Annotated in this window: 22 protein-coding genes; 10 read left to right on the top strand and 12 right to left on the bottom strand. The window is 55.6% G+C overall.

The genetic code is table 11. The annotated features are described in order from the left end of the window. Positions 1–85: 85 nt before the first annotated feature. On the bottom strand, positions 86–1,021 hold the full coding sequence (locus tag K0I31_RS17620; RefSeq protein WP_220079214.1) for a LysR family transcriptional regulator: 936 nt from the start codon (positions 1,019–1,021) through the stop codon (positions 86–88). A 110-nt stretch (positions 1,022–1,131) separates the two neighbouring features. On the opposite strand from K0I31_RS17620, the gene K0I31_RS17615 reads away from it, so the two are divergent. Further along, positions 1,132–2,208, top strand: a complete 1,077-nt coding sequence (locus tag K0I31_RS17615; RefSeq protein ID WP_220079213.1) for an HlyD family secretion protein — start codon at positions 1,132–1,134, stop codon at positions 2,206–2,208. Positions 2,209–2,213: 5 nt separating this feature from the next. After that, the gene (locus K0I31_RS17610) at positions 2,214–3,821 is read left to right on the top strand and encodes a DHA2 family efflux MFS transporter permease subunit (protein WP_434086931.1); all 1,608 of its coding nucleotides are present in this window, start codon (positions 2,214–2,216) and stop codon (positions 3,819–3,821) included. Between the two features lie 51 nt (positions 3,822–3,872). Here K0I31_RS17610 and K0I31_RS17605 read toward each other — a convergent pair whose 3' ends face one another. The 7 genes from K0I31_RS17605 to K0I31_RS17575 all read right to left on the bottom strand — a co-directional run bounded on the left by K0I31_RS17605 (position 3,873) and on the right by K0I31_RS17575 (position 12,436). Further along, positions 3,873–4,394, bottom strand: a complete 522-nt coding sequence (locus tag K0I31_RS17605; protein ID WP_220080895.1) for a nitrous oxide reductase accessory protein NosL — start codon at positions 4,392–4,394, stop codon at positions 3,873–3,875. Positions 4,395–4,408: 14 nt separating this feature from the next. Further along, entirely contained in the window at positions 4,409–5,227 is an 819-nt protein-coding gene (locus tag K0I31_RS17600) for an ABC transporter permease (RefSeq protein WP_220079212.1), read from the bottom strand. Further along, positions 5,224–6,192, bottom strand: coding sequence for an ABC transporter ATP-binding protein (locus K0I31_RS17595; RefSeq protein WP_220079211.1), 969 nt, complete (start codon positions 6,190–6,192; stop codon positions 5,224–5,226). The genes K0I31_RS17600 and K0I31_RS17595 overlap by 4 nt, the downstream gene beginning before the upstream one ends. A 4-nt stretch (positions 6,193–6,196) precedes the next feature. After that, entirely contained in the window at positions 6,197–7,570 is a 1,374-nt protein-coding gene (locus K0I31_RS17590) for a nitrous oxide reductase family maturation protein NosD (RefSeq protein ID WP_220080894.1), read from the bottom strand. 204 nt (positions 7,571–7,774) lie between these two features. Next, on the bottom strand, positions 7,775–9,661 hold the full coding sequence (gene nosZ, locus K0I31_RS17585) for a TAT-dependent nitrous-oxide reductase (protein ID WP_011867196.1): 1,887 nt from the start codon (positions 9,659–9,661) through the stop codon (positions 7,775–7,777). 52 nt (positions 9,662–9,713) lie between these two features. Then, positions 9,714–11,792 carry a transcriptional regulator NosR gene (gene nosR / locus K0I31_RS17580; RefSeq protein WP_434086930.1) on the bottom strand — a complete coding sequence of 693 codons (2,079 nt, stop codon included), beginning with the start codon at positions 11,790–11,792 and terminating at the stop codon, positions 9,714–9,716. A gap of 347 nt (positions 11,793–12,139) precedes the next feature. Further along, positions 12,140–12,436, bottom strand: a complete 297-nt coding sequence (locus K0I31_RS17575; RefSeq protein WP_011867194.1) for a c-type cytochrome — start codon at positions 12,434–12,436, stop codon at positions 12,140–12,142. Positions 12,437–12,800: 364 nt separating this feature from the next. On the opposite strand from K0I31_RS17575, the gene K0I31_RS17570 reads away from it, so the two are divergent. Then, entirely contained in the window at positions 12,801–13,271 is a 471-nt protein-coding gene (locus K0I31_RS17570) for a GNAT family N-acetyltransferase (protein ID WP_220079210.1), read from the top strand. Positions 13,272–13,439: 168 nt separating this feature from the next. Here the strand turns inward: K0I31_RS17570 and K0I31_RS17565 are convergent, their stop codons facing one another. Then, positions 13,440–13,616: a hypothetical protein gene (locus tag K0I31_RS17565; protein ID WP_258406130.1), complete on the bottom strand. Its 177-nt coding sequence runs from the start codon at positions 13,614–13,616 to the stop codon at positions 13,440–13,442. A 295-nt stretch (positions 13,617–13,911) separates the two neighbouring features. On the opposite strand from K0I31_RS17565, the gene K0I31_RS17560 reads away from it, so the two are divergent. Next, entirely contained in the window at positions 13,912–14,790 is an 879-nt protein-coding gene (locus K0I31_RS17560; RefSeq protein ID WP_220079209.1) for a radical SAM protein, read from the top strand. A gap of 44 nt (positions 14,791–14,834) precedes the next feature. Here the strand turns inward: K0I31_RS17560 and K0I31_RS17555 are convergent, their stop codons facing one another. Next, positions 14,835–15,668, bottom strand: a complete 834-nt coding sequence (locus K0I31_RS17555) for a mechanosensitive ion channel family protein (protein WP_011867190.1) — start codon at positions 15,666–15,668, stop codon at positions 14,835–14,837. Between the two features lie 231 nt (positions 15,669–15,899). On the opposite strand from K0I31_RS17555, the gene K0I31_RS17550 reads away from it, so the two are divergent. Together K0I31_RS17550 and K0I31_RS17545 are read left to right on the top strand one after the other, a co-directional pair. Beyond that, a complete protein-coding gene (locus K0I31_RS17550; protein ID WP_220079208.1) occupies positions 15,900–16,355 on the top strand; it encodes a hypothetical protein in 456 nt (151 codons plus the stop codon). Positions 16,356–16,578: 223 nt separating this feature from the next. Further along, positions 16,579–17,754: a type III PLP-dependent enzyme gene (locus K0I31_RS17545; RefSeq protein WP_220043466.1), complete on the top strand. Its 1,176-nt coding sequence runs from the start codon at positions 16,579–16,581 to the stop codon at positions 17,752–17,754. 66 nt (positions 17,755–17,820) lie between these two features. Here the strand turns inward: K0I31_RS17545 and K0I31_RS17540 are convergent, their stop codons facing one another. Further along, positions 17,821–18,036, bottom strand: a complete 216-nt coding sequence (locus K0I31_RS17540) for an HP1242/YdcH family protein (protein ID WP_011867187.1) — start codon at positions 18,034–18,036, stop codon at positions 17,821–17,823. 443 nt (positions 18,037–18,479) lie between these two features. Here K0I31_RS17540 and udp point away from each other — a divergent pair, with 443 nt between their 5' ends. Beyond that, entirely contained in the window at positions 18,480–19,238 is a 759-nt protein-coding gene (gene udp / locus K0I31_RS17535; protein ID WP_011867186.1) for a uridine phosphorylase, read from the top strand. 89 nt (positions 19,239–19,327) lie between these two features. Here the strand turns inward: udp and K0I31_RS17530 are convergent, their stop codons facing one another. Beyond that, positions 19,328–20,080 (bottom strand): outer membrane protein OmpK, encoded by a 753-nt coding sequence (locus K0I31_RS17530; RefSeq protein ID WP_041407482.1) that lies wholly within the window; start codon positions 20,078–20,080, stop codon positions 19,328–19,330. 301 nt (positions 20,081–20,381) lie between these two features. Here K0I31_RS17530 and K0I31_RS17525 point away from each other — a divergent pair, with 301 nt between their 5' ends. The 3 genes from K0I31_RS17525 to K0I31_RS17515 are packed head-to-tail and all read left to right on the top strand — an operon-like array spanning position 20,382 to position 22,731. Beyond that, positions 20,382–20,843: an NfeD family protein gene (locus K0I31_RS17525; RefSeq protein ID WP_220043463.1), complete on the top strand. Its 462-nt coding sequence runs from the start codon at positions 20,382–20,384 to the stop codon at positions 20,841–20,843. A 29-nt stretch (positions 20,844–20,872) separates the two neighbouring features. Continuing rightward, positions 20,873–21,799, top strand: a complete 927-nt coding sequence (locus K0I31_RS17520; protein WP_144202573.1) for an SPFH domain-containing protein — start codon at positions 20,873–20,875, stop codon at positions 21,797–21,799. Further along, complete coding sequence (locus tag K0I31_RS17515) at positions 21,796–22,731, top strand: SPFH domain-containing protein (RefSeq protein ID WP_220079207.1); 936 nt, start codon at positions 21,796–21,798, stop codon at positions 22,729–22,731. Before K0I31_RS17520 ends, K0I31_RS17515 begins: the two co-directional genes overlap by 4 nt. Positions 22,732–22,769: the final 38 nt, after the last annotated feature.

The following is a 22,769-nucleotide window of genomic DNA, read 5'->3' as shown; positions in this document are numbered from 1 at the left end:
AAAAATTGGCCCAATGTTAGCAGCTTTGTCGACGATTTTGCAGACTCCGCTGCTTATTTTGTCAAAACTGTGGCGCGGCAACTCCCTAACGCTGGGGCGGGGTGATGAAATCTGGGATCTCCAGTATCTCGCCGGGCCTGCGGTCGAACAGCGACAGATAGATATACTCGATGAAGGCGCGATACTTGCGCGGCAGGTAGGCGCGGCGGGGAAAGCTCAGGGTAATGGCGGTCTGCGCCATGGGAAAGTCGGTCAACAGGGGGATAAGATGCCCCTCGTCGATGGCGGCCTGGGCCACCAGGGTCGGCGCCGTGGCGATCCCCAATCCTTCGATGGCGGCCTCACGGGCCAGGGTGACATTGTTGACCGTCAGCTGGGCCTCGGGCTCTATGGTGATCCATTGCTGACCATCGAACAATGTCCAGCCACCGTCGATGTGGGTCGATTTGAGGCGAATCGCCTTGTGGTCGATCAGATCCTGCGGCGTGGCTGGCGTGCCATGGCGGGCCAGATAGTCTGGGCTGGCCACCAGGGATTTGTCTGTGTTGAGCACCCTGTAGGATTGCAGCCGCGAGTCGCGCACATCTGAGACCTGAAACAGAATATCTATCCCTTCCTCTATCATGTCGACCTTACGGTTGGTCAGCTCGGCGTCCAGGGTCATCTCGGGATGCGCCTCGAGAAAGCGGGCGAAGATGCGGCCGAAGAACAGCTGCCCCAGCTCTATCGGGCAGACGATTTTGAGGTTGCCCTTGATGGTCTCCTGGCTGGCGCTGAGCTGGTCTTCGGCGCTCTGCAGATCCATCAAAATCCGCTGGATCTTGTTGTAATAGATGCTTCCCGCCTCGGTGAGCTTGAGGGCGCGGGTGGTGCGGTACAAGAGCTGCACCCCGGTATCTGTCTCCAGCTCGGCGATCTTACGGCTCACCGTCGCCTTGGTGAGTCCCATCGCCTTGGCGGCTGAGGTGAAGCTGCCCTTGTCCACCACCTGGGCGAACATCTGAATGCGATTCAAATCCATCTATTGTTACACCTGTGAAACAGTTGGTAATTTTTTAACTGACTAATAAACATTATAAGACAGTAGTAAACTATCAAATACTAATCAAGGTGTTTATCCGTGGGGATTGGATGTCAAAACGTCGCATATTTATTGTGCTACCGCTGCTGTTATTGGCTGTGGTAGTTGGAGGCTACTACTGGTGGAGTCAGGTTCGATTTATCGAATCGACCGACAACGCCTATGTAGAGGCCGATATCTCTAATATCAGTGTCAAGGTGCCGGGTTATGTGGTGACCGCTAAGGTGACAGATAACCAGCATGTGGAGCAGGGGCAGTTGCTGGCCGAGCTGGAGTCCAACCAGTACCGTGCCAAGGTGAGCCAGAGTCAGGCGAGCCTGCAGAGTAGTCAGGCAGAGCTGCAGACCCTGTCGGCCAAGGTGACGCTGCAACAGGCGATCATACGTCAGGCGGCCGCCGGTGTGGCCAGCGCCGAGGCGGAGAAGATCCGCGCCGAGCAGCAGCTCAAACGCACCACTAAGCTAAAGCACAGAGATTACAGCTCACAAGATGAGGTGGATCAGGCGACTGCCGCCTTCGATTCGGCCGTGGGCCATCTGGATGAGGCCAAGGCGGCCCTGGTGGCCAAGCAGGCCGAGCTGGCGGTGCTGAATGCCCAGCTGAATCAGAGTCAGTCACAGGTGGCGCAGGCCAAGGCCGGTCTTGAGCTGGCAGAGATCCAGCTGGCCGATACCCAGATTCGAGCCCCCTTCTCCGGGGTGATCGGCAAGCGCGGCGCCCTGACTGGCCAGTATGTGCAGCCGGGGCAGTCGCTATACAGTTTGGTGCCGGATGGCGCGGTGTGGATCACCGCCAACTTCAAGGAGACCCAGATCCAGCATATGCAGCCTGGGCAGTTGGTTCAGGTTCATCTCGACGCGTTTCCCGACCAGAGCTTTACTGGTGTGATCGATAGCCTGGCACCCGCCTCTGGCGCCAAATTCAGCCTGTTGCCGGCGGAAAACGCCACCGGTAACTTTACCAAGATAGTGCAGCGCATTCCGGTGCGGATCCGTTTGGATCTGGATGACCAGATCAACATAGTTCCCGGCCTCAGTGCTGTGGTGAAGGTGGATACCCGAGGCGCGCCGAAAGACACAGTGATCGCCAGCAATCGTAAGCAGGTTTCGGTTAAGGCCACCCAATGAGCAGTGTGAGCGCCACTCAGGAAATCCCTGCCGAGATAGTAGAGCAAGCTGCTAAACCGCAAGTCGCTGGCCCCCAGGGCTATGAGCGCGGCAGCTTTCGCTCCTGGGTCGCCGTGTTTGCCGGCCTGCTGGGTGCCTTCATGGCGATCCTGGATATTCAGATCACCAACGCCTCGATGAAGGAGATCCAGGGCAGCCTAGGCGCGACCCTGGAGGAGGGATCCTGGATCGCTACCGCCTACCTGGTGGCCGAGATGATCGCCATCCCGCTATCGGGCTGGCTGAGTCAGGGGCTTTCGGTGAGACGTTATCTGCTGTGGACCACGGCGGCCTTCATCTTGGCTTCGTTTCTCTGTTCGCTTGCCTGGAACCTGGAGGCGATGATCGCCTTTCGCGCCCTGCAGGGCTTTTTCGGCGGCGCGCTGATCCCGCTGGCCTTTCGACTCATCCTGGAGCTGCTCCCCGAGGAGAAACGCGCCACAGGCATGGCGCTGTTTGGCGTCACCGCCACCTTTGCGCCATCTATCGGCCCCACCCTGGGGGGCTGGCTCACCGAGCAGTTTAGCTGGCACTATCTCTTCTATATCAATATTCCCCCCGGGCTGCTGGTGATGGCCATGTTGGCCTATGGTTTGAGATCTCAGGCTATCGACTGGGACAAGCTGAAGAATGCCGATTACTCAGGCATAGTCACAATGGCGCTGGGCATGGGGTGCCTCGAGGTGGTGCTGGAGGAGGGCAATCGTAAGGATTGGTTTGGCTCAGAGCTGATCCAGAATTTAGCGATCGTCGCTGCCATCAACATAGCCCTGTTTGTCTTTATTCAGCTGCGAAAGTCATCGCCGCTGGTGAACCTCAGGCTACTGGGACAACGAGATTTTGCCCTGTCGACCCTGGCCTATTTTCTGCTGGGGATGGCGCTGTTCTCAGCCATCTATATGATCCCCCTCTATCTGTCGCAGATCCATGACTATAGTCCGCTGGAGATCGGCGAGGTGATCATGTGGATGGGCTTTCCTCAGCTGCTGGTGCTGCCCCTGGTGCCGAGATTGCTGCAAAGATTCGACGGGCGATACCTGGCCGCCTTCGGCTTTAGCATGTTTGCCCTGAGCTACTACATGAACAGCCACATGACGCTGGACTTTGCCGGTGAGCAGATGATCGCGGCCCAGGTGGTCAGGGCCCTTGGTCAGCCCTTCATCCTGGTGCCCATCGGCATCATTGCGACCATGCATATCAGCGCCCAGCAGACGCCGTCGGCCTCGACCGTGCTCAATGTGATCCGTAATCTCGGCGGCGCCTTCGGTATCGCCCTGGTGGCCACCCTGATCGACAATCAGTCGCGCACCCATCTGGCGGACATGAAACAGACTGTGGCGGCGGTGAGTGGCCAGGCCTATCAATATCTGCAGCAGACCAGTCAGCTGTTTGTGCAGGCAGGCTCGGATCCCGTAACCGCCCAGGCGCAGGCCAAGGCCATGCTGGCCAAGACTATGACCCAGCAGGCCTATATTCAGGCCTACAACGATGTGTTTCTGATCATCTCAGTGCTGCTGATGCTGGCCGTGGTGGCCGTGCTGATGATCCGTAAGCCTAAGCCTGACGCCGCCTAGTGGTTAGCACTTTGCCAGCTAGAGCTAGGGCCAGAGCAAGAGCAAGAGAGTCTAGAGCATGGCGAGACTGATCTGTCCGAAGGGGTAAACCTGGCCGCCAAATTCGGCGGCAAAGGCCTCGGCTTCCTCTTGCTTGCCAAAGCTGGCTAGCGTCTTGCCCATGGCGCCTGTCTGGCTCGAACCGACCACATACCAGGCTTGTCTGGCGTCGATGAAGTGACTGTCCAGCGGCGCCTGCCAGGGGCTTTTAGCCATGTCGTGCACATAGATCTCCTTGACCTGCTTGCGATACTCGGGGTCTAGCAGGAAGCTAAACAGATCCCGGGTGGAGCAGAACTTCTTCACCGTCTCTTCCGTCTTGAGATAGAGCTCCCCCTTGGGGCCGGGGAAGTTACCTATCAACATGCCGCACAGGTGACACTCGTCGCCGTGCTCCATGGCCACCGCCTCACGAATCGCGTTTTGTTCACTCTCTTGCCCGCAGGCGCTCAGCCCCAGCAGCAGGAGGCTGACGAGACTCATGAAAAGTGGCGAGTGGGTAAGCTTGGTTTGGTGCATTCTGGTTTGATGCATTTGGGTTTGGCGCATTAGAGTGTCTTCCTGTTAAAGATGAGGGCGGCTAAAGAGAGCGGGGCGAATACCCAGGCCAGTAGCAGCGAGAATAGACCGCCGGCCGACATGCTGCTGTTGATGGCCACCGCCAGCACACCGTTGATATCCTTGGTATCCAGGCTGGCCAGATTCACCAGGCGGAAGAGATCCGCCGGGTTGAGCATCATCAGCTGCACCAGCTGCTGCTGACTCAGTCCCTCCTCTATGCCGACTAACACCGCCAGCAGGGCGAGGTCGAACACCAGTACGAAAAAGAACCAGAGCATCAGCGCCAGCCCGGCGGCCTTGGACTTCTCACTCACCGACAGGCTGATCACGTAGGCGATGCTGATAAAGCAGAGGCCGAGCAAGATAGCCGTGGCGATGAAGAGGCCGAAGCTCTGCAGCACGGTGCTGGCGTCGGACTGGCTGGCCAGTAGCACAGCGGCGCTACCGAAGCCCAGGCTGGTGGCCAGCGCCATGATGGCGCCCTGGCCGACAAACTTGCCCAGCAAGAGCTGGGTGTGGCTGATGGGGTAGGTGAGCAGCAAGAGCAGGGTGCCGGCCTCCTGCTCGCCGACGAAGCTGTCGTAGGCCAGCAGCAGGGCGATCAGCGGGATCAGAAACACCGCTAGGCTCGACAGGCTGGCGATGGTGGACGACAGCGACGCCGTGCCCAGCTGCCCCGAGGCGACCGAGCCATAGTAGCTGAGTCCCAGGGAGAGCACGGCGAAGATGAGGGTGATGGAGATCAGCCAGCGATTACGTAGCCCGTCCTGAAACTCCTTGATGGCGACGGCGAGAATGGCATTCATTGTATCTGCCCTCCTTGATGGCTAATCTCTATTTCATTGTCCCCTTTATGCGCCTTACCTGGGCGCTGACCCAGATAGTGCTGGTAGACACGCTCCAGATCCGCCGGTTCGACACGAATATCCCCCAGCTGATCCAGCTCTACCAGCTGACGTATGATGGCGAGCTTCTCCTGCTCGGGCACCAGTAGCTGATCCGGGGCGATGAGATAGGGGGTGAAGCGGGCATCCTGCTTCAGGGCGCCGTTGAGTCCTTGGGTCTTGATGGCGACGGGTAGCTGGGCCTGTTGTCTGAGCTCGCTCAGGCTGCCCTTGGCCAGCAGGCGACCGCCTGAGATGATCAGCGCGCGGTCGATATGCTGCTCGACGCCCGGCAGCACATGGGAGCAGAGTATGATGCTGGCCCCCTCGCTCTTGAGCTTATCGACGCTGGCGTAAAATTCCTGGGTGGCGATGGGATCCAGCCCCACGGTCGGTTCATCCAGCAGCAGCAACTTGGGGCTGCCGACGAAGGCCTGGGCCAGCCCCAGCCGCTGACGCATCCCCTTAGAGTAGGTCTTCACCTGGCGGTCCATGGCGTGGGTCAGGCCTACCTGCTCCAGCAGTTGTTCGATCGCCTGTTTGGGTACAGACTTGAGACGGGCGAAGTAGCGCAGTACCTCTCGGCCGGTGAGCTGGTCGTAGAAGCTGACATTCTCCGGCAGGTAGCCGACCTGTTTGCGCGCCTCGAAGGCCTGCTTGGAGAGGGGGTCCTGGCCGAATACCTTTACCTGACCGTCCGAGGCCGGGATGATCCCCAGGATCAGCTTCATTATGGTGGTCTTGCCCGCGCCATTATGGCCGAACAGCCCCATGACTTCGCCGGGAAAGAGTTCGAAGTCGATACGTTCGAGGGCCGTTACCTTGGCATAGCGCTTGGCGACGCCGCTCAGGGAGACGATGGGCCTTGAAGGAGAAGATGCTTGCATTGTGTCACTCTGCCTCATTGATTACTGCCTGCTGGCCAGCCAGAGGTGGCGCCTGCATGAGTGGAAAACTGTCTTTGACGCCCACGGGTTTGAGCACGGGAAACTGGGTCTGAATCCAGCGCAGGATCAGTACCGCCGGGCTGTCCAGCAGCATCTTGGCCTCCGGGTATTGCCAGATCAGCTTGTCGATGCCGTCGTTGGGTTCGAAGGGGCGATCGCCGAAGCCGTCGTTGTCGAGATCCCAGCCCAGGTAGTTGCTCCAGAAGTTGCCTCTGCCGTCCTGGCTCCATTCGGCCTGACGGTTGGCCACATATTTCACCTGCACCGGATTGTTGATGAAGCTGTTGCCAAATACCTTGGTGTGCTCAGAGCCTGCGGTGAGGTGGATGCCGATCTCGGCGGTGTCGATCAGGTTGTGATTGATGCTGTTGTAGGCCGAGTTATAGACAAACAGCCCCTTGCCCTCACGGCCCAGCACCTTGTTCTCCGGCTTGGTCCAGACCCGGTAGATGCGGTTATGGCTGATCTCCGAGTAGGTGATGAAGTTCATCAGGAAGCCGTAGTCCTGGCTGTCACGGCTCTCGTTGCCGCTCACGGTGAGCTGACGTGAACTCATCAGGGCATAACCGGCGCGGGTGTCGTAGGCCAGGTTGTCCTGCACGCGATTACTGTGGGAATACATGTAGTGGATCCCATAGCGCAGGTTATGCATGGTATTGTTTTTAATCGTGTTGTGTTGGCTGGAGATGATGTAGATGCCGTCGCGGGTCTGGCTGACCTCGTTGTCGCTGACCTCGACGTTCTGCACTATGGAGAGCTGAATGCCGTTGCCTCTGTCGGCGGAGCGCAGCGCCGGATTGCCCTGAATGCGGTTATGGTGAACCTTGATCTCCTTGCCTTTTTGCAGCCAGATACCGAAGCCGTCGCCCTGTAGGCGGTTCTCTCTGATGACGAGTTCGCTGGCGCTCTGATCCGAATAGATCCCGGCATCCTGGGCGGTGAGATCGTCGCCCCAGTTGACTATCTTGAGTCTCTCTATGGTGACCTTGGAGCTTTGCAGCAGCAAGGCATTGCCCTTGCCTTGGGCGTCTATGATGCTGGTATAGTCATCGGCGCCTGTGAGGCGTACCCCTTGTTTGATGACGAAGTTGCCAAGGTAGCGACCCGGCTGCAACTGAATATCGTCTCCCGCCTTGGCGCTATCCAGCACCTGCTGCAGGTCTTGCTCTGGACTCACCTCGATATAGACGGCCTGGCTAAGTGGACTGAAAGAGATCAGGCTGAAAGAGAGTAGGCTTGGTGCATTCAAGCCACAGAACTGCATAATTTGTAGGCCGCAGCGCCCCAGGCCATGAGCTAGCCTAAGCCTCAATGCCATGGAGGTGAGACCGGGGTTGGTGGTGGATCTGTTTGGCTTGTGGTTCAAGGTCAGTTACACCTCTGGCGTCTATCGTTTTGGTTGTTATCGTATTCGTTGCTACTGTTTTCGAGCTTATCGTTTTCGTTGTTATCGCTTTTATTTACGCTAGCCCTTGGTTAAGGCAGGCGCCTGACGCGGGGGCATCAGACGCCTGCATTTCACTTAGGCTTCTACCAACATGCGGCCACGCATCTCCATGTGCAGGGCGTGACAGAACCAGTTGCAGTAGTACCACTGTACCCCTGGCTTGTCGGCGATGAAGGTGACAGATGCCGTGGCCTGCGGGCCAATCTCCATCTGCACGCCATGGTTGGTCATACAGAAGCCATGGGTCACGTCTTCCACCTGATCCAGGTTGGTGACCACTACGGTAACTTCGTCGCCCAGCTTGACCTTAAACTCGCTCATGCCGTAGTTTGGCGCGACCGAGGTCATGTAGACGCGGACCTTGTTACCGTCGCGGATCACCTTATTGTCCATCATCAGGCGCACGCCATCTTTCTCGGCCATGGCCACGGTATCGGCAAACAGCGGATCGTCACGGGTCCACAGCTTCTTCGGCTTGAGCTTGCTACGGTGCACTATGATGCAGTCGTGAGGCTCGGCGAAGGTTGGACCGTCGTGCACCAGCTTCATCTCATCGCCTGAGATGTCGATCAGCTGATCGTTCTCTGGGCGCAGCGGGCCAACGGGCAGGAATCTGTCCTTAGAGAACTTACACAGAGACACCAGCCACTTGCCGTCGGCATCGCGGGTTTCGCCCTGAGAGGTGTGGTTGTGGCCCGGTTGATAGTGTACGTCCAGCTTCTGGCGCAGGTAGTTGACCTTCTTGCCCTGGTAGGCCTGAATCGCCTCTTCTACGTTCCACTTGGCGATCTGGCTGTCGAGGAAGAGGGTGGTGTAGGCGTAGCCCTTGTTGTCAAACGCCGTGTGTAGCGGGCCAAGGCCCAGCTCTGGCTCACCGACGATGGCGTCTCTTGGCTTGATCTTGTCGTCGAACAGGTCGTCCAGCTTCTCGATAGAGATGATAGAGACGGTCGGTGACAGCTTGCCGTTGGCGACAAAGTACTTACCGCTCGGCGAGGTGTTCAGACCGTGTGGCGACTTAGGCACGGGAATATAACGGGTGAGATCTGAGCCCTTGCGACCATCCAGTACGGGGATCTTGTTGCCATTGTAGGTCTTGAACTTACCGGCCTTGACCGCAGCTTCACAACGGGCCAAGTTGAAGATCACCACATGGTCGCGCTCGGCGGTGATCATCTCGCTGAGGTTCATCCCCATCTCTGAGTTGTAGCAGGTTGAGGCGAAGTATTTGCCGTCGTAGTCGGCATCTGTGTTATCCAGGTTACCGTCTACCATCACCTGGAAGGCGACCTCCATCTTCTCGGCATCGATCACGTTGAACAGAGAGCGATAGGTGCTGACATCTTCCAGCGTCTCCTTACCATTGTTGTTCAGCGGGACCTCGAATTCGCCGTTACAGATGACATATTTAGTGTAAGGCACCTTCTGTACCCGCAGACCGTGGATGGCCTGGGCGTTGGGGATGGTGATCATCTTATCTGTCTTCATCACGTCACAACGGATACGGGCCACGCGGGTGTTGGCCTTGTCGTTGATGAAGAGATATTTACCGTCGTAGCGGCCGTCCTGCATGCTCATGTGCGGGTGGTGGGCGTCGCCAGCCATCAGGTGGGCGCTTTCGCCCTTGACCGCCTTACTCTCGTTGGTGATGCCCCAGCCGGTGGCGCTGTCGATGTTGAATACCGGGATACGCATCAGCTCGCGCATCGAGGGCAGGCCCATGATACGGACTTCGCCAGAGTGTCCACCGCTCCAGAAACCATAGTATTCGTCCAGCTCGCCCGGATGAACCACAGGGCTGTTGCTGGCCTCGGCCGCCTGGGCCTTGGCCATCGAGGCGAACATGGCGGCGCTCATGGGGGCGGCCACTGCACCCGCCCCTAGCAGGGCCGTCTTGCCCATAAACTCGCGTCGACCAGCGTTCTCCAACTGGTTGGCTGGTTTGTTATTCTTATCTTGCATAGTCCATCTCCATCTTAGTTATGTTACCTGCACTTATATGTGTTGATTCGTCCTATACGGCGGTGACCGTTGGGATCTCTTGGTCTTTGTATTGCTGGCGTTTGCGCGCCAGTTTTTTCAGCGGTGGGCACTTCTCTTCGTTGAAATAGGTCACCTGGCAGTCGAGGCAGTAGTGGCACTCGCGCATGTTGATCACCCCGTTGGGATGAATCGCCTGGATCTCGCACTCCTTGGCACAGGTCTTACAGGGCGTGCCACACTCGGGGCGGCGCTTGAGCCAGTCGAACAGACGCACGCTGTTGCTTACCGACAAGGCCGCGCCGAGCGGGCAGAGATAGCGGCAGAAGGTCTTGCGATTAAACAGGCTGGAGAAGATCATCAGCAGCGCCCAGAGAATGAAGGGCCACTCGCGATCGAACTTGAGCAAGAAGGTGGTCTTGAAGGGCTCAATCTCGGCAAACTGCTCCGCCATGGCCAGCGAGTCCAGCGATAGGCCAAACAGCGCCAGCAGGATCAGGTACTTGATGGCCCATAGGCGCTCATGTACGGCGAAGGGCAGCTCGACCTGCGGCAGCTTGAAGTAGCGGCCCATGACATTGACCAACTCCTGCAGAGCGCCGAAGGGGCAGAGCCAACCACAGTAGACGGCGCGTCCCCACAGCAGCATGGTCACAGCGGCGGCGCACCAGAGGATGAAGATGATGGGATCGAGTAGGAAGAGATCCCAGGAGAAATCCTTCATCAGGGCGTGCAGGAAGGTAAACACATTGACCACAGAGAGCTGTCCGCCCCAGCTCCAGCCGATCACCACCACGGTAACCACCAGGAAGCCGTGACGCAGGCGGTGCATGAAGGTGGGATGACGCACCAGTATGTCCTGAAAGAAGAGGATCAGCAGTAAGACGCCCATGAGGATCAGCAGCAGTACCACCTCCAGCTGTCTGTCGTGCCAGATCTGCTGCACCATGGTGAGCTCCGGCTCGGGCACTATGGCCGCCGGGGTGTCGACATACTTGTTCAGCGGGTCGTACTGCCCCTTGAAGCTGGTGAATATGCTGTCGATGGGGCCGGTCTGACGGCGCACCAGTAGCTCGAACTGCCAGCTGCTACCTGGATCGAACTCGTGGTGCTGGGCGATGCGAAACACTGACATCTCGTTGAACTTGGGGGCACCCTGAATGTAGAGATCGCTGATGCGGTTGTGGTCCAGATCCCTGAAGGAGATGGCGTTATCCTTCTGGTGCACCTGGATGCGATCGAAGATGCCGCCGCGTACATAGCCAGAGCCCTTGAAGGAGTAGCCATTACCCATCACGGCCACCAGATGCTCGCCGGGCTGCAGCGTCTGCATCAGCCACTGATAGTCGGCCTCGCCGAAGAGGTTCTTGCCTATGGTGGGAATGTCCGCCAGGGTGTAGTAGATCTCGGCAAACATCTCCTGCTTCTCATCTTCGCTGGCCTTGTCGACCTCCTCGGCGGCGGTGCCTTCGAAGGCGTCATCGACGGCGCCGCGGGTCAGGTAGAGTTTGCGAATCGAGCCGTCGCCGGTCAGCTCGGTCCAGTTGGCCGGGGTGAAGAGTTCCTGCTTGATGGTGGAGATGGGCTGGATCTGGTCGGCCTGCTGCTCGATGATCCCGAGCGCGGTGGCGGCCTGGGTAGCGGCCTTGGTGATGGCGACGTTCATCACCATGACGGTCACGGTCGCGCCCGAGAGGCCGTCGATGGCGACTATGCCCTCCTTCTCGTTGCCGCCCACCTTGAGCCTGTCTTTGACCGACAGCCCGGTATATTGCTCGGCAAATTTCCACAGCTTGCTCTCTGGGATCCCCGCCAGGATGATGGGTTCGTGGTGCTCCAGCACCTTGGCGCCCAGGTATTTACCTTCTGGGTCGATGGCTACCAGGATGTTGACCGGCTCGCCCGAGTAGGCAGGGATGCGGGCGATATCATTGGTCTCGAAGCCATAGCCCAGGATCTGCTGATCTTTGTAGATGGTCCACAGGGCGGGCTCGCCCTGTTTGTCTGAGATGCGTGTCGCCTCGGGGAACAGCTCATGCAGAATGGGCAGGGGATCTTTGGGCGGGCTGACAAACAGGGCATAGCTGGGCGTGGCTAGCATAAGTGCTAGCATGAGTGCCAACAGGGTCAATAAAATCCATTTTGCTTGCCTCGCATGGTGCATCAATCTTGCCACTCGAACGCTCCTACAGTCAGTCCCAGGGTGTGTCAACCTAGTGTTATTTATAGTGCATCCTAAATACATCTTTGTGGTTGTGACGTGACTGAGATCAAATAAATCGCGATTTTGTTAATTTGACACATATTGAAACAAGGCGATTTGGGCTGGCGATCACCCAGAAATTGGGCACCGGCGACTGGCTTTAGAAGGGAGAGAATCAGGGAAAAGACAGGCCGCGTCACCTGAGCGACGGGGCGCGACCTGTTGGGAGAGTACTGTCTTGCGAGGACGAGAGGGGCTTACTTGAGACTCTCGAAGTAGGCGGCCAGGTTGGCAATATCTTCGTCGGTCAGCGGCATGGCCATAGGCGCCATCACTGGGTCTTGACGCGTACCTTCCTTGAAGGCTTTCAGTTGTTTCTCAATGTATTGAGCCTTCTGGCCTTTGAGGTTAGGGTAGATGGGCGCCAGAGAGATACCGTCGGCACCGTGGCAGGCGGCGCAAAGCATAGATTTGGCTTTACCGGCTTCGATATCACCGGCGTGGGCCGTCAGAGACATTAGGCTTGCAAAAGCGATGAGGGCAATCTTTTTCATATGAACTCCATTAGAATAAGTTCTTTATTTTTAAGAACAATTGTTGTCGCAATATCTGATGACAGACGACTTAGGTCATCTAAATGTAGGCGGCGTCAATCGAATGCTTCCTAGTTTAGAATGGGTTAAATTGGGCATGTGAATCTTAGGTGTATTTATAATGCATGTATTTGACCGAGGTCAAGTCTCGCCGAAATTTGCGGTGAGCGTCACAGCCTGTCACTTCTTTTGAGGTCTGGTCAGGCGCGTACCGAACAGGCGCACACCGACCTGGCACATGCTTGGGAGTCGATGGCCGCCGAAGCGGTTAATCTAAAACGGCTAGGCAGAAGTAATTGAAGAAAAGGCGATAGACGCCGGATTAATGAATGAGGGGATTGCAGTGCGTTGGGAGAGTGTGGCGTTTACCGAGTTGAGCCTTGAGCGGCTCTACGAGCTGTTGAAGTTAAGGGTCGATGTGTTTGTGGTGGAGCAGGCCTGTGCCTATCCCGAGCTGGATGGCAAAGACACCCTGGCCGAGACCCGTCATCTGTTGGGTCTGGATGAGCAGGGACGGATTGCCGCCTATGCGAGGATCTTAGCCCCCGGGGTGAGTTACCCTCAGGCCAGTATCGGCCGGGTCATCGTCGCGCCATCGGCTCGCGGTGCGGGCGTCGCCAAGCCCTTGATGCTTGAGGCGATCGCCATCGCCAGACAGAACTGGCCAGCCCAGGGTGTTCAGATCGGCGCCCAGGAATACCTTAAGGGTTTCTATCAAGGGGTGGGTTTTCGACCCGTGTCTGAGGTCTATCTGGAGGATGGTATTCCCCATCTCGACATGTTGCTGGATGCCTGATGCAGATCTGTGGGCACACTAAGGGTCTAATGAAAGGGACTAACGAAAAGGTCTAACGAAAGGGACTAATGAATGGGTTAGAGAGACGTGCAAATAGAGGAGCACAGGGCGTGCTCCTCTATGTTCGGGTAATTAAGCCGTTAGGCTCGTCAGTCACCGAGTCGGTGACTAATCCCTGAGTTGGATCTTAGGATCATGTTCAACTTCGCCATATCTGTCTATGGTCGACAGCTGGCTTTGTTGGGCGATGATCGCCAGTGGACCCGAAGGCAAATGGCGAACAAACAACAGCCGATACCCGTATCGATGCAGGCTATAGAGGGCCATCTTTTGTTCCGCACTCATCGAGCTCCAATGCTCATCATGATGCAGGACGTTCCCTCGCCTGTCTTGCAGTTGCTGTGCTATTTGCATGTTATTATCTACACGTTTGTCGGCCGATGTAGCCAATATTTCTTTCTGTGCTGGCACCGCCAGCCAGTTTTAAAAGATTAATCTTAATTAGATTAACGTCAGTCATTTTACTGACTTTAATTGAACATTAATTGAACGAGATCAATTTATGGGGCGAGAAGTGGGCCCGAAAGCGAAAAATTATGAAAATGCTCACATCTTGGTCACATTTTGAGACAGGCATAAAATGATTAATTATATCGAGCCGTTATTTCGGCCGCCTTCCGAGTGGAAGTCCCTCATCCTCCAGGTAACCAATGGTTGTAGTTGGAATCGCTGCCATTTCTGCGATATGTATACCGCGCCGCAGAAGCAATTTCGTGCACAAAAAATAGATAAAATTGCAGAGGATATTCAACGGGTCGCCCAGCGAAACCTGCCGATCTCACGGGTATTCCTCGCCGATGGCGATGCCATGAGCCTGCCCTTCAATCGCCTGGAGGCCATCTGTCTGTTGATTCGTGAGCATCTGCCCCAGGTGACCCGCATCAGCAGCTACTGTCTGCCGCGAAATCTCAACAATAAGACGGATGCGCAGCTCGCCCGGCTCAGAGAGCTGGGGCTTAGCCTGCTGTATGTGGGCTGCGAGAGTGGGGACGATGAGGTGCTGGCCCGTATCGAGAAGGGCGAGACCTTCGACTCCTCCTTGCTGGCCTTACAGCGGATACGCGCCGCCGGCATGAAGTCATCCGTGATGATACTCAATGGCTTGGGGGGCGTGGAGCTGTCCAGGCAACACGCGCTCAACTCGGCGCGCCTGATGAATGAGGCGCAGCCAGACTATCTGTCGACCCTGGTGGTGACTCTGCCCCTCGGCAAGGCGCGAATGGACGCCGGATTCGACGGCGATTTTAAACTGCCGGACCAGCATGGCCTGCTGAGCGAGATGCAGTTGCTGCTTGGTGAACTCGAGCTGGAGAAGACCATATTCAGGTCAGATCACGCCTCTAACTACCTAGTGCTCAAGGGGATACTGGGCCGTGACAAGCAGAGCCTGTTGACCCAGGTCGAGCAGGCGATTCAGGGACTGGTGCCCCTGCGCCAGGAGTGGCAACGCGGCCTCTAGGCCGGCGCCGCCTGGTGTTTTCGGCGCTAGCGCTCTATATGGCTTTATCGCTCGATATGAATTTCGCGCACCGGGCAGGGGATCTCTATGCCGGCCTGGCGCAGCGCGTTGATCAGCTCCAGGTTGACCTGATACTTGTTCTGGTAGTAGCGATTGGTGGGCACCCAGTAACGCAGGCCTATCTCTAAGCCTATGCTGTTGAAGCCGTTGATCCCTATCTGAGGGGCACGCTCCTGATTCACCTCTTCGTTGGCATCCAGCACCTGTTGGGCGATGGCCAGCACCTGGTTGGCATCGCTGGCATAGCTGATGTTGAAACGTATCTCGACCAGCTTGTCGCTGAATGAGTTGTGCAGGATCTCGCCGACGATATGTTTGTTGGGGATGCTGATCACCTCGCCTTCCTCATTGGTGAGCAGAGTCAGTCCCAGGTGGATGCTCTTGACCACGCCGCTGACCCCCTGGATCTCTATGGTGTTGCCCACCACGAAGGGGCGGGTAACGATTATGGTGACGCCCGCCGCGTAGTTAGAGAGCATCCCCTGCAAGGCCAGGCCAGCACCCAGAGAGGCCGCACCGATAGCCGCCACCATGGGCGTGATGCTGATCCCCAGCTTGCCCAGGGCGATGACCCCCACCATGACTATGATGAGAATGCGCACCAGATTGGAGACGAAGTTGCTCAGGGTGATGTCTATCTCGTGCTTCTCAAACTGCTTGGCCACCAGGTTGGAGATCTTGTTGGCGACCCAGAGCCCCAAGAGGAAGATAAGCAGCGCGCCGACCAGCTGGAAGCTGTATTTCACCAGAAATTCGGTCAACAGGTTGTAGACATTTTGCAGTTGCGCCAGCTCCTGCTCCAGACCATTTTCGTTCATAACATTCGTCCTAAAATTTGCCGCGAACCACTATCGCGCGGGCATAGAATCCAACCTGGGTATGTTACTTAATATTCAATGGCTTGATAACCAATATCTCATTCATGTCCCATGACACTCATTAGCGTGAAGCATATCAAGCAATTGGCACGCATCCGAGGGCATGGCGGCCAGTATAAGATATAGTCTAGTTCACCCCTAAGTAACCTAATCCTTAGTGAAAGAGGCATTATGAAAGCGCTAATCTTGGCTGTGGGCGTGCTGTTTTCGGCCGCCAGCTTGGCCAGCAGCCTGGCCACAGGCGATCGTATCGAGGCAATCACCCTGGCGGATCAACACCAAGCCGTGTGGGAGCTCAACAGCAATACCCAGATTTTACTCTTTAGCCGCGGCATGAAGGGGGGCGAGATCATTCAGGAGGCACTTGAGTCCCTAGAGGGGCCCATGCCGGGGAACTGGCGTTATGTGGCCGACATCAGCGGTATGCCATCGCTTATCGCCAAGTTCGTGGCCATCCCCAAGATGCAAGATCTTAACTTCGCCATCGGCCTGGATCAGGAGGGCGAGGCGACCCATCTGCTTCCCGGTGATAAGGAGACGGCGACAGTGATCACCCTGGATGGGCTCAAGGTGATCAAGGTAGTGAGCGTCGATTCGGCCAAGGCCCTGCTCGAGGCGGTGAAATAGCGCGAAAAGTGTTAGCTGATGGCTAGCAGAATTCATTTTACTAATTAATGACTTAGCTTGGTTTTTGTCCCGTTAAAAATCAGTTTATCCGTTTTGGAATAAAAATTTATTTATTAAGCATAAAAATTCGTTGATCTCGACGAAAAAATAGCGTTTACTTCGCAGCGATTTTTAACCGAATCACGCTAAATTATTTTTATTCTGCTACGGAGATACTGGCGAGATGAGCCAATTTCAAGCGATTGATGTTAATGAGTATTATGACCAAGCTACCTTTGAGCGTATCAAGGCGTTTGCTCAGGATAAACCGACACCTTTCGTGGTGATTGACACTAAAATCATTGCAAAACAATATGATGACATGGTGCATAACTTTCCTTATGCCAGTATCTACTATGCCGTCAAGGCTAACCCGGCCAAGGAGGTATTGACCCTGCTGCGTGACCGTGGCGCCAATTTCGATATCGCCTCTATCTATGAGCTGGATATGGTGAGCGACATCGGCGTGACGCCTGACAGAGTCAGCTATGGCAATACCATCAAGAAGCGTAAAGATGTGCGCGCCTTCTATGAGCGTGGCGTGCGTATGTACGCCTCTGATTCCGAAGCCGATCTGCGTATGATCGCCGAGGAAGCCCCCGGTTCTCGCGTCTATGTACGCATCCTGACCGAAGGCACCCATACCGCTGACTGGCCCCTGTCGCGTAAGTTCGGCTGCCAGAATGAGATGGCCTTCGAGCTGCTGGTGCTGGCCAAGACGCTGGGGCTGGAACCCTATGGCATCTCGTTTCATGTGGGCTCACAGCAGCGGGACATAGGAGCCTGGGACTCGGCCATCGCCAAGGTGAAGAGTATCTTCGAGCGCCTGCGTGAAGAGCATGGCATCGAACTGAAGATGATCAACCTGGGCGGCGGTTTCCCGGCGAACTATCTGGACAAGACCAACGAGCTGGGCACCTACGCCGAGCAGATCACCCACTTCCTCAAAGAGGACTTTGGCGATCAGCTGCCGCAGATCATCCTAGAACCTGGCCGCTCGCTGCTCTCTAATGCCGGCGTGCTGGTGTCTGAGGTGGTGCTGATCAGCAAGAAGTCGCAGACGGCGTTGGAGCGCTGGGTATTTACCGACGTGGGTAAGTTCTCTGGCCTGATCGAGACCATGGATGAGGCGATTAAATTCCCCATCTATACCGAGCGTCAGGGCGAGTTGGATCGCTGCGTGATCGCCGGCCCGACCTGTGACAGTGCCGACATCATGTATGAGCATTACAGCTACGGCCTACCGCTGGATCTGACCATTGGCGATCGCATGTACTGGCTGACGGCCGGCGCCTATACCACCACCTACTCGGCGGTCTGCTTCAACGGCTTCCCGCCGCTGAAGGATTACTATCTGTAGTAGATAGAATTTCTAAGAGATAAGAAAAGGGCGCCTAGGCGCCCTTTTTAATGTCCGATGTCCGCACTATTTGTCGTGTGCCTTAAGGATCTGATGCAGCTCCTCTTTGATATGCAGTTTCTGCTGTTTGAGTACCTTGACCTCTGGGGTGAAATCGCTGGCCGCATGTTGCTCTAGTTCTTTAATCTCGTCGTCGAGTTCGTTGTGTTTGTTAAACATCTTAAGAAAATGCGCGTCTTTTGATTTTAGTTCGCTGATCAGGTCTCTGTATTCTGGAAACATATTGGCCGTCCTTCTTGGTCAAAATGGGTGAGAGGTCATAGCAAAAGTGGTTAATTTCCCTTTGCTATGGTTTCAGCCTAGCGCGATCTGTTTGCTGGTTTTGTGATCGACTTCACCGCCTGGGATTTCGTTTTCGTCGCTTTACTACAGCTGATTTAACCTGTTGTCATACAAGCTTATTTTGTGATTTTTATTTGGGGATAAAACCAGGTTTTCGGCGATGGATCAGGCCAAGTAATAAATTTTGCCGACTGGCTGGCAGCCTAGGTGGGAGTTGCTATATTTTCAGTGCTGCTAGCGGAAATGCTTTGGTAAATTCATTACAACAAATTATCTAACTACTGGCGGGGAAAGTGTGATCAGGTTAACCTTAATGGCTTTCATACTAGGTTAAAGTCCATTTTATAAGAATTTTATAATCAAAATTGAAAGGGGTTTTCACAATGTCAGATGTATTTCATTTAGGCCTGACGAAAGAGATGTTAGATGGTGCAACACTTGCTATCGTTCCGGGCGACCCAGAGCGTGTGAAACGTATTGCCGAGTTGATGGACAATCCAACATTCCTGGCCAGTCACCGCGAATACACCAGCTACCTTGCCTATATCGACGGTAAGCCGCTGGTGATCTGCTCTACCGGTATCGGTGGTCCATCGACCTCTATCGCCGTGGAAGAGCTGGCACAGCTGGGTATCGACACCTTCCTGCGCGTCGGCACCACGGGTGCTATTCAGCCACAGGTTAATGTGGGTGATGTGATCGTGACTCAGGCGTCGGTGCGTCTAGATGGTGCGAGTCTGCACTTTGCACCTATGGAGTTCCCAGCCGTGGCGAACTTCGAATGTACTACCGCCATGGTGGCGGCGAGCCGTGAAGCGGGTCTTGAGCCTCATATCGGTATCACAGCTTCGTCAGATACCTTCTACCCAGGTCAAGAGCGTTACGATACCGTGACGGGTCGTGTGACTCGTCGTTTTGCCGGTTCGATGAAAGAGTGGCAGGACATGGGCGTACTCAACTATGAGATGGAGTCATCGACTCTGTTCACCATGTGTGCGACTCAAGGTTGGCGCGCGGCTTGTGTGGCTGGCGTGATCGTTAACCGTACTCAGCAGGAGATCCCTGATGAGGCGACCATGAAGCAGACCGAGACCAGTGCCGTGTCTATCGTGGTAGCGGCGGCGAAGAAGCTGTTGGCTTAAGCCTAGCGGCTGAACTCGCGAGATTAAAAAAGGCGCCTGAAGGCGCCTTTTTTGTGGGCATGCATAGAAGCACGCTTTGTTCATAACACTTAGAAGTGATACTTGGCGATCACCGAGTAGGTGTTCTGATCTATGCCCTTAACACCATACTTGTTCTTCCAGTAATCGTATTCGATACCGACGAACAGCTTATCTTTTTTGTGAGCACCGAAGATGGCCGCGCCCAGGTCATACTTAACCTGAGGGTTGAAGTGGAAGTTCTCTTCATAGCCAGTGTTGTCGGCCGAGAATACCCAGTCGATAAAGCCGTCGAAGACGATGTTCGAGTGGCCTACCGGGAAGTCCATACGAAAGACTGGGGTCAACTGCCAGCCGTCGCTCAGGTTGCCGGTGCTGATAGCGTCGCGGCGATAGGTGTTTAGCTGGAAGTAGCTGAAATAAGGGATCTTGAAGTCGAGACCCACACCATAGAGGAAGCTCTTCACCGGGCCTTCGCCCTCTTCGTAGGTGAGTGCCAGTGACACGTCTGTGATGGCGCCTACGCCCACAGGCTTGCCTAAGATCTTGCTGGCGCTGAAGCGGGGCGAGATCTCACCATAGGTGGTGCTGTCTTTGCCGCCGTTGTTGCCATTGAAGTAGATGAAGTCCTGAAAGGCGAACCAGTCGCCATACTTCCAGCCGCCGGCGGTCTCTAGGGTAATAGTGGTTTGTCGCTCCGAGGGCGCCAGATCATAGTTGTCGCCATAGAGGGCGGTGGCACTGAAGTCCCACCATTGGATCATATCATCGGCCAGCGCGGGCTGGGCGGCGACTAGCGCGAGGAGAAGCCATTTCCTGTTCATCATCTTTTTACCTTTATCATTATTTTTGGGGGCAGCCTTTGACGCCGCTATTTGGGGCTAATTTGAAAACAATCGCGGCACTCTCAAGGTGTCTTTTTGGCTTGTTTTCACGCCCTATTATTTATGCGCCGCAAGTATACGGGATTTCGCCATTGCGCCCAATTCCAAAACAATGTCTTTTACCTAGGTAAATTAAATGTTTGTTGCCTGTGTCACATTTGTATCATGACATAATATGTCGCATTGCGAGAAAAGAGCTGATATAGTCTTGGCAGGGATACTCTCATTTCAGGGGGGAAATATGGAGTTTTCTAATCCTATCTTTATCTGGATTGCCGTCGGTTTAGTCTTGATGTTAGCCGAGATCATTCTGCCTGGCGGTATCGTTATTTTCCTGGGCGCCGCCTGTTTGGTGGTGGCGGGCGCATTGACCCTAGGTTGGGTCGAAGGCTTTGTGCAGGCCCTGACGCTCTGGTTCATCGCCGCTATCGTCTTGTTACTGGCTTTTCGTCAGCTGACACAGCGCTTGGTGGGTGGAGATTCCCATGTGGACAATACCGATGAGGAGTTTGACCTTTATAACCAAGTTGCCGTCGTCAAGGCGGTGATCGGCCCAGCACAGCAGCAGGGGCGCGTCGAGTTTCAGGGAAGCGAATGGCCAGCACTGGGTGATGGCAGCGAGATCCCTATCGGCGCACGCGTCAGAGTGATCTGCCGCGAGAATATTGCCCTGGTCGTTGAACCTTTGACAGAGCAGGCATAGCCTGGCTGCTACTTTACAGGATGGAATCTATGTTTGAATTTACCATTTTTATACTCTTCGTTTTCTTTATTCTTTATAACTTATTGTTGATCGTTCCCATGCGCGAGGTACACGTTATCGAGCGTCTGGGTAAGTTTAGGGTGGTGTTACAGCCAGGTTTTCACTTTTTAATTCCCTTCTTCGACCGCGTAGCCTATCGCCACGACACCCGTGAGCAGGTGCTGGATGTGCCGCCACAGAGCTGTATCTCGAAGGATAACACTCAGTTGGAGGTCGACGGCCTGGTCTATCTCAAGGTGATGGACGGCAAGCTGGCCAGCTATGGTATCGAAGACTATCGCCGCGCCGCGGTGAATCTGGCACAGACTACCATGCGCTCCGAGATAGGTAAGCTGAGTCTGAGTGAGACCTTCTCCGAGCGTGACAGCCTCAACGAGTCTATCGTGCGTGAGATCGATAAGGCGTCTGACCCTTGGGGGATCAAGGTGCTTAGGTACGAGATCAAGAACATTACCCCGTCTCACAAGGTGATCCACACCCTGGAGAAGCAGATGGAGGCCGAGCGTAGCAAGCGCGCCGAGATCACCCTGGCCAACGCCGAGAAGGCAGCGATGATCAATCTTTCCGAGGGGGAGCGTCAGGAGGCGATTAACCTCTCGGAAGGTGAGAAGCAGAAACGGATCAATGAGGCCAAGGGTACGGCCCAGGAGATCGCCATCGTCGCCCGCGCCAAGGCGGAAGCCATGACTATGGTCTCAGAGGCCTTGGCACTTGAGGGCGGTAACGAGGCGATGAACATGCAGCTCAAGGAGCAGTTCATCACCCAGCTGGGTAAGATACTCAACGAAGCCGATATTTCAGTGGTACCGGCCGAGATGGCCAAACTGGAAGGCTTCTTTGAGGGCATGGAGCAGGTGACTCAGAGTGTGGGTCAGGTAAAAGGAGGTCGCGCATGATCGCAGATATCAACACAGATTTAATCGTTCTGGGCATTTGGGGACTGATCTTCGCCATCTTCATCATCAAGCTGTTTCAGTCGATCCGCCTGGTGCCTACCAAGTCGGCCTATATCGTCGAGCGTCTGGGTAAGTATCATACCACCCTAGATGCCGGTTTCCATGCCCTGGTGCCTTTCATCGACAAGGTGGCCTATGTGCATGACCTGAAAGAGGAAACTATCGATGTACCGCCTCAGGAGTGTTTCTCCAGCGACGAGGTGAACGTCGAGGTGGATGGGGTTATCTATATTTCCGTGATGGATCCCGTGAAGGCCAGCTATGGGGTGACCGACTACCGTTACGCGGCCATTCAATTGGCGCAGACCACTACTCGCTCCGTGATTGGTACCCTGGATCTCGACCGCACCTTCGAGGAGCGTGACGTGATTAGCGCTAAAGTAGTCGAAGTGCTGGATCAGGCCGGGGCTACCTGGGGGATCCGGGTGCACAGATATGAGATCAAGAATATCGCCCCACCCGAGACGGTAAAGAACGCCATGGAGATGCAGGTGAACGCCGAGCGTGAACGCCGCGCCCTGCTGGCCAAGAGCGAAGGTGACAAGCAGAGCAAGATCAACCGCTCCGAAGGGGTCAAGGCGGAGATGATCAACCGCTCCGAGGGTGAGATGCAGAAGCGTATCAACGAGGCCGAGGGTAAGGCCGAGGAGATCCTCACTATCGCCAAGGCGACCGCTGAGTCTATCGAGCGCATGGCTCAGGTGGTGTCGGCGCCTGGCGGTAAGAACGTGGTGCGCATGCAGCTAGGTGCCCAGTACCTCAAGCAGTTCGACGGCCTGACCAACAGCGCCAACAAGATAGTGCTGCCGGGCAACATGATGGACTTCGATCACTGGATGGACAGCATAGGGCTGGAAGAGAGCAAGAGCTAAGCTCGCCTAACCCTTAACGTCCTAAAAGCCCAGACCCT

The sequence above is a fragment of the Shewanella spartinae genome, from assembly GCF_019457555.1.
Lineage (GTDB): Bacteria > Pseudomonadota > Gammaproteobacteria > Enterobacterales > Shewanellaceae > Shewanella > Shewanella loihica.
This window is presented reverse-complemented; position numbering and strand designations above follow the sequence as displayed.